This window comes from Kitasatospora sp. NPDC029312 (assembly GCF_055569215.1).
This window is the reverse complement of the sequence record NZ_JBVHXY010000039.1, coordinates 1-5,367: the sequence shown is the minus strand read 5'-3', so window position 1 is coordinate 5,367 and position 5,367 is coordinate 1. Positions and strand designations below refer to the sequence as shown.

Below are 5,367 nucleotides of genomic sequence, written 5' to 3'. Positions count from 1 at the left end.
CGACCACCCCCCCCCCCCCCACCCACCCCCCCCCCCCCCCCCCCCCCCCCCCCCCCCCCCCCCCCCCCCCCCCCCCCCCCGGTGCCGCCGAGCGCTCGGTCGCTCAGCGGGCGCCGGCGCGGGCGCGGCGGTAGAGCACGCCGCCGCCGATCAGCAGCGCGAGCCCGGCGGCGCCGTACATCTCGACGCCGCCGGCGCCGGTGGAGGCCAGCTGGCTGCTCGCGACGGGCTGCGCGACGGGGGTGACCGGAGCGCTGGTCCGGGCGGCGGCCGGAACGGCCTGGGTGACGCTGCCAGCCGCCGGGGCGGTGGCCGGGGTGCTGCTGGTGGGCGAACCGCTGGTGTGCCCACCGCCCTGGCTGGACTCACCGCCGCTGGGCGGCGGGGTGGAGGGGTTGTGGTCCTCGGGGCGGTCGTCGGTCGGCTTCGGGGCCGGCTGGGCCACGTTGCCGCAGGAGTTGCCGAAGGCCGGGTTCGCGGCACCGACGACGTTCACCGAGTTGCCACAGGCGTTGACCGGGACGTGCACCGGGGCCTGGACGCTGTTGCCGGAGATCACGCCGGGCGAGCCGGCCGCGACACCACTGGCGGAGGCGCCCGAGGCGGTGGGGCCCCGGTGCGCGTCGGTGCCGGAGCCGCCGGCGTTGGAACTGCCGCTGCCGGCGTTGGAGCTGCCGCTGTCACCGGGCTGAGCGACGTGGACGGGCGGCGGGGCCGTGTGGCGGCTGGTGCCGGCGTTGGCGCAACGGTTGCCGAAGGCGGGGTTCAGCGCGCCGATCACGTCGACCGTGTTGCCGCAGGCATTGATCGGCACCTCGACGGGCACCTGGACCGAGTTGCCCGAGGCGACGCCCGGCGAGCCTGCCGCACCTCCCTGCGCCTCGGCGCCCGCATAGGCGTAGCCGGCGGTCGAGGCCAGCACACTGCCGGTGGCCACGGCAGTGAGGATCCCCTTCTTGGCTACATTCCTCATGTTTTCCCCTGACGTTTTCGAAACGACGTGGCGACCTTGACGTGAACCTTATGAAAGTCGGAATTTCTGTATAACCGGAAATCACCCAAGGTCTTCGACTGCACAGAGTTAACGAGAAGCCAACGGCAAGGTTGAGCCAAACGACCCCGCTTCACCTGATCGAGCGAAGACGGCGCCCGGGTGTTGCCAATCCCCGCCCGATCGGCGTGCGGGACGCCCCCGCCACGCGAAGACCCCCGGTGCGGCGTGTCCGCCGCCCGGGGGCCGGGGTGGGAGTCGACTCAACGGGCCTCAGCGGCCCGGAGATCGGCTCAGGCGTTGGCGCAGTGGTTGCCGAACGCCGGGTTCAGCAGGCCGATCACGTTGACGGTGTTGCCACAGACGTTCGCCGGGATGTGGACCGGAACCTGGATCTGGTCGCCCGAGACGACACCCGGGGAGCCGGCGGCCACACCATCGGCAGCGGCACCGCCGTGAGCGGACGCGACACCGGCGGCAGCGAGCACCAGGCCACCGGTGGCGGCGGCGACAGCGGCGATCTTCTTGAGCTTCATCATTCCTCCTGTATGGACAACGCAACCCGTTCGGCGGGCTGCACAGGGAGAACGACGCTGCGGCAAACGGGGTACGGAACAGATTTGCCATTCACCCGCAACGGTGAGGGTTCGCACAGACGATCGGCGCGGAACTGCATAGGAGAAGCGTTTCTGTTGATCTCCTGGAACCCATCCCACAATCATGCGCTCTGACAATGCGGTCGGCCCGCCCCCAGGACTCCGGGAGCGGGCCGACCGAGTCACGTGATCAGACGCTCATGACGGGGCGCACGACCAGGCGCACGAGCAGGCGCACAATCAAGCGCAGGCCAGGCGCCTGACCGCGCGCGGCGGTCAGCAGGCGTCGATGAAGCGGTCCAGCACGCGGACGCCGAACCTCAGCCCGTCCACCGGCACCCGCTCGTCCACGCCGTGGAACATCCCGGCGAAGTCCAGCTCCGGCGGCAGCTGCAGCGGAGCGAAGCCGAAGCAGCGGATCCCGAGGTCCTGGAAGGACTTGGCGTCCGTACCGCCCGACAGGCAGTACGGCACCGCCCGGGCGATCGGGTCCTCGGCCCGCAGCGCCGTCTGCATCGCCTCGACCAGCGCGCCGTCGAAGCCCGTCTCGATCGCCCGGTCCGAGTGCAGGCTCTCCCGCTTCACCCGCGGACCGAGCACGCTGTCCAGCTCGGCGAGGAACTCCTCCTCGTAGCCGGGCAGGAAGCGCCCGTCCACGTGCGCGGTGGCCTGGCCGGGGATCACGTTCACCTTGTAGCCGGCGCCCAGCATGGTCGGCTGGGCGGTGTTGCGCAGCGTGGTGCCGATCATCTTGGCGATGCCGCCGAGGACGCGCAGCGTCTCCTCCATGTTCTCCGGGTCCAGCTCGACCCCGAGCGCGTCGGACAGCTCGTCCAGGAAGGCCCGGACGGTCTTGGTGATCCGCAGCGGGAACTTGTGCCGGCCGAGCCGGGCGACCGCCTCGCACAGCTCGGTGATCGCGTTGTCGTCATTCTCCATCGAGCCGTGCCCGGCCCGGCCCTCGACCGTCAGGCGCATCCAGTGCATGCCCTTCTCGGCCGTCTCCACCAGGTAGAGACGGACCTGGTCGTTGACGGTGAAGGAGAAGCCGCCGACCTCGCCGATGGCCTCCGTCACGCCCTCGAACAGCTCCGGGTGCTGGTCCACCAGGAAGCGGGCGCCGTAGGTGCCGCCCGCCTCCTCGTCCGCCAGGAAGGCCAGCACGATGTCGCGCGGGGGCTTGCGGCCGGTGCGCAGCCGGTCGCGGATGACCGCGAGGGTCATCGCGTCCATGTCCTTCATGTCGACCGCGCCGCGGCCCCAGACGCAGCCGTCCGCGATCTCGCCGCCGAAGGGGTCGTGCGTCCAGTCCGCGGCGTTGGCGGGCACCACGTCGGTGTGGCCGTGGATCAGCAGGCCCGGACGGGACCGGTCCTCGCCCTCGATCCGGACCACGGTGGAGGCTCGCCCCTTGGCCGACTCGAGGATCTGCGGCTCGATCCCGAACTCCGCGAGCTGCTCGGCCACGTACTCGGCCGCCTTGCGCTCGCCCGGCCCCGACCCGTCACCGTAGTTGCTGGTGTCGATCCGGATCAGATCGCGACAGATCCCGGCGACCTCCGACTCAGCCGTCACCTTCGGCGCCGCCGACTCGCTCCGCTCGCTCACGGTCACTCCTCGTCTTGGGCCCGCACCGACGCACCAGCGCGCCACCCCCAGGACCTGCACCCGGGCCGTACGAGCACGTCCGCCCATCCTCTCCCAGCCCCCCATCCCGATCCACCCCCCGCACGGCCCCGAAACCCGCTGGTCACGCCGCCGCCACAGACCGCCCCTTGCCCCCGCCACCGGCCCCGCTCCCCCGTCCGGAGCCGTTTTGGGAGCTCAAGCCGATCTTTGCTACAGTTACACCTGTCAGCGCGACGGACGAGAGATCGGAAGCCGCGAGGACGACACCCGGTCCGGGTGGCGGAATGGCAGACGCGCTAGCTTGAGGTGCTAGTGCCCTTTATCGGGCGTGGGGGTTCAAGTCCCCCCTCGGACACCAGCGGAAGGGCCCCTGATCATCAGGGGCCCTTCGCGTTTCATCAGGAGCGGGCCCTCGCCGGGGAGGCGGGGCCCGCTTCGTCGGTTGCGGTGGGCTCGGGGAGCCACCTCCGGGGCGGTGTCACGCCCTCGGCAGCAGGGGCAAGGTCAGCCGGTGACGTAGGTGGCGCCCGAACCCATGAAGGAGCCGGAGACGCCGTTGTCGTCGGCCCAGATCCAGTAGTCGGCGTGCGAGAGCCCGTCCGCACCGACGTGGGACTCGCTGCCCGCGACGCCGGCACCGTTCTGGTTCGCGACGAACTGGCCCTTGCCCCAGTTCGCGTCCAAGCCTTCCTGGGCCGAGGCCAGGCCGGCACAGCCGATCACGAGCGGGGCGGTGAGGGCGCTGACGGCCAGGACACGCTTGAGAGCACGCATGAGAATCTCCTCCACGGAGTTCGGTGTTGAAGTGGCGGCGCCGGTCGACCCCGCCGCGATTCAGACAGCCACGCCCCGCAGCGCCTCGCAACCGGCGGCGCACCGGTAGCGACCTCACGTCCCGTCAGAATCGCCGTTGCTACCAGCAGAAATACGGATCAGGTGATGGTCGGCAGGATCAGTCGGCCGGAGCAGGCCCGGGACACCCGGGTGCCTGGCCGGCCCGCTCGTCGTCGCTCGGCCCCGACCGCCCGGACCTCGTCGTGGGGCCCGTCAGCGTCATTCGAACGGGCCGTTACAAGGGTCGGTCGCATGGGAACTGTTGTCGGGCCGCGCCGATCCACCGCCGAGGGACAGCACGCTCGCGCTGAAGATGGGTGAACCGGGGGCGTCCGAGGGTGAGTTGACGAGGCCGGCGGACGGGGTCAGACCCGATGGGTGTCGCCCAGGGCGCTCTCGATGCCCTGGACCATCCGCCACAGCGGGGCGCGGCGGCTGGCGACCAGGACCACCACGTCGTCGGCCGGGCCCTCGCCGTCCGGAGCGGTGCCGGCGGGGCGGTCGCTCCAGGTGGTGGTGACGAAGGCCATCGCCGCGTCCACCTCGGCCACCCAGTCGCTCTCACCGCCTGAGCGCAGCCAGGTGCGCAGGGCGTGGTTGTGCGCGGAGACCACCGCGGCGGCGATCACGTCGGCGCGCAGCGGGCCGTCCGGGCGGTCGGCGAAGCGGCCGCGCAGGTAGGCGGCGAGGGTGTGCTCGTAGCGCCAGACCACCGAGAGCTCGTACGCCCGCAGGCCGGGCACCTTGCGGGTGAGGCGGTAGCGCTGGACGGAGAAGGAGGGCTGCTCGGCGTACATCCGCAGGACCAGGCGGGCGGCGTCACAGGCGTGCTTGACCGGGTCCTCCTCGCCGGTGCCGGAGTCCAGGAACTCCGTCATCTCGGCGAGGCTGCGCTCGTGGTCGGGGAAGACCACGTCCTCCTTGGCCGGGAAGTAGCGGAAGAAGGAGCGTCGGCCGACGCCCGCGAGCGAGACGATGTCGTCGACCGTCGTCTGCTCGAAGCCGCGCTCGAGGAAGAGCTCGAAGGCCGCGGCCACCAGCGCCTCGCGCATCGCCGGCTTCGCGGGCCCGTCGTTCATGGGCACGTCCTGCTCTTCCTTCTCACTCATTCTCCGGAACTTAGCATCGGGGCGGCGGGGCGGCCCCGACGGCCGGGGGCTGACCGGCCCGGCCGCCGGGGTGCGTCGTGGCGCCGTTAGGGCGTGTCTGACACATCACGCCCTAGGGGAGGTTGCGGGCCATCACGATGCGCTGGACCTGGTTGGTGCCCTCGTAGATCTGGGTGATCTTCGCGTCCCGCATCATCCGCTCCACCGG

The 5,367-nt window shown here is 71.5% G+C and carries 6 protein-coding genes and 1 tRNA gene; 1 reads left to right on the top strand and 6 read right to left on the bottom strand.

Translation table 11 applies throughout. The annotated features are described in order from the left end of the window. Positions 1-103: 103 nt before the first annotated feature. The 3 genes from ACZ4WV_RS27040 to ACZ4WV_RS27030 all read right to left on the bottom strand — a co-directional run bounded on the left by ACZ4WV_RS27040 (position 104) and on the right by ACZ4WV_RS27030 (position 3,195). Complete coding sequence (locus ACZ4WV_RS27040) at positions 104-937, bottom strand: chaplin (RefSeq protein WP_465751054.1); 834 nt, start codon at positions 935-937, stop codon at positions 104-106. Positions 938-1,284: 347 nt separating this feature from the next. Then, on the bottom strand, positions 1,285-1,530 hold the full coding sequence (locus ACZ4WV_RS27035; RefSeq protein ID WP_465751052.1) for a chaplin: 246 nt from the start codon (positions 1,528-1,530) through the stop codon (positions 1,285-1,287). Positions 1,531-1,863: 333 nt separating this feature from the next. Continuing rightward, the gene (locus ACZ4WV_RS27030; protein WP_465751051.1) at positions 1,864-3,195 is read right to left on the bottom strand and encodes a M20/M25/M40 family metallo-hydrolase; all 1,332 of its coding nucleotides are present in this window, start codon (positions 3,193-3,195) and stop codon (positions 1,864-1,866) included. 291 nt (positions 3,196-3,486) lie between these two features. Between ACZ4WV_RS27030 and ACZ4WV_RS27025 the strand changes: the two genes are divergently transcribed. Then, positions 3,487-3,574 (top strand) — tRNA-Leu (locus ACZ4WV_RS27025). 146 nt (positions 3,575-3,720) lie between these two features. Here the strand turns inward: ACZ4WV_RS27025 and ACZ4WV_RS27020 are convergent. The 3 genes from ACZ4WV_RS27020 to ACZ4WV_RS27010 form a co-directional block, all read right to left on the bottom strand. Continuing rightward, entirely contained in the window at positions 3,721-3,990 is a 270-nt protein-coding gene (locus ACZ4WV_RS27020) for a hypothetical protein (RefSeq protein ID WP_465751049.1), read from the bottom strand. 425 nt (positions 3,991-4,415) lie between these two features. Then, complete coding sequence (locus ACZ4WV_RS27015) at positions 4,416-5,159, bottom strand: TetR family transcriptional regulator (protein ID WP_465751047.1); 744 nt, start codon at positions 5,157-5,159, stop codon at positions 4,416-4,418. 112 nt (positions 5,160-5,271) lie between these two features. Beyond that, positions 5,272-5,367, bottom strand: a 96-nt coding sequence (locus tag ACZ4WV_RS27010; RefSeq protein WP_157849844.1) for an acyl-CoA dehydrogenase family protein, incomplete at its 5' end; no start/stop codon positions are given.

Excerpts from the sequence above, each read along its gene's own strand:
- ACZ4WV_RS27035 (WP_465751052.1), bottom strand. The coding sequence starts at position 1,530 with ATGATGAAGCTCAAGAAGATCGCCGCTGTCGCCGCCGCCACCGGTGGC.
- ACZ4WV_RS27020 (WP_465751049.1), bottom strand. The coding sequence starts at position 3,990 with ATGCGTGCTCTCAAGCGTGTCCTGGCCGTCAGCGCCCTCACCGCCCCG.
- ACZ4WV_RS27015 (WP_465751047.1), bottom strand. The coding sequence starts at position 5,159 with ATGAGTGAGAAGGAAGAGCAGGACGTGCCCATGAACGACGGGCCCGCG.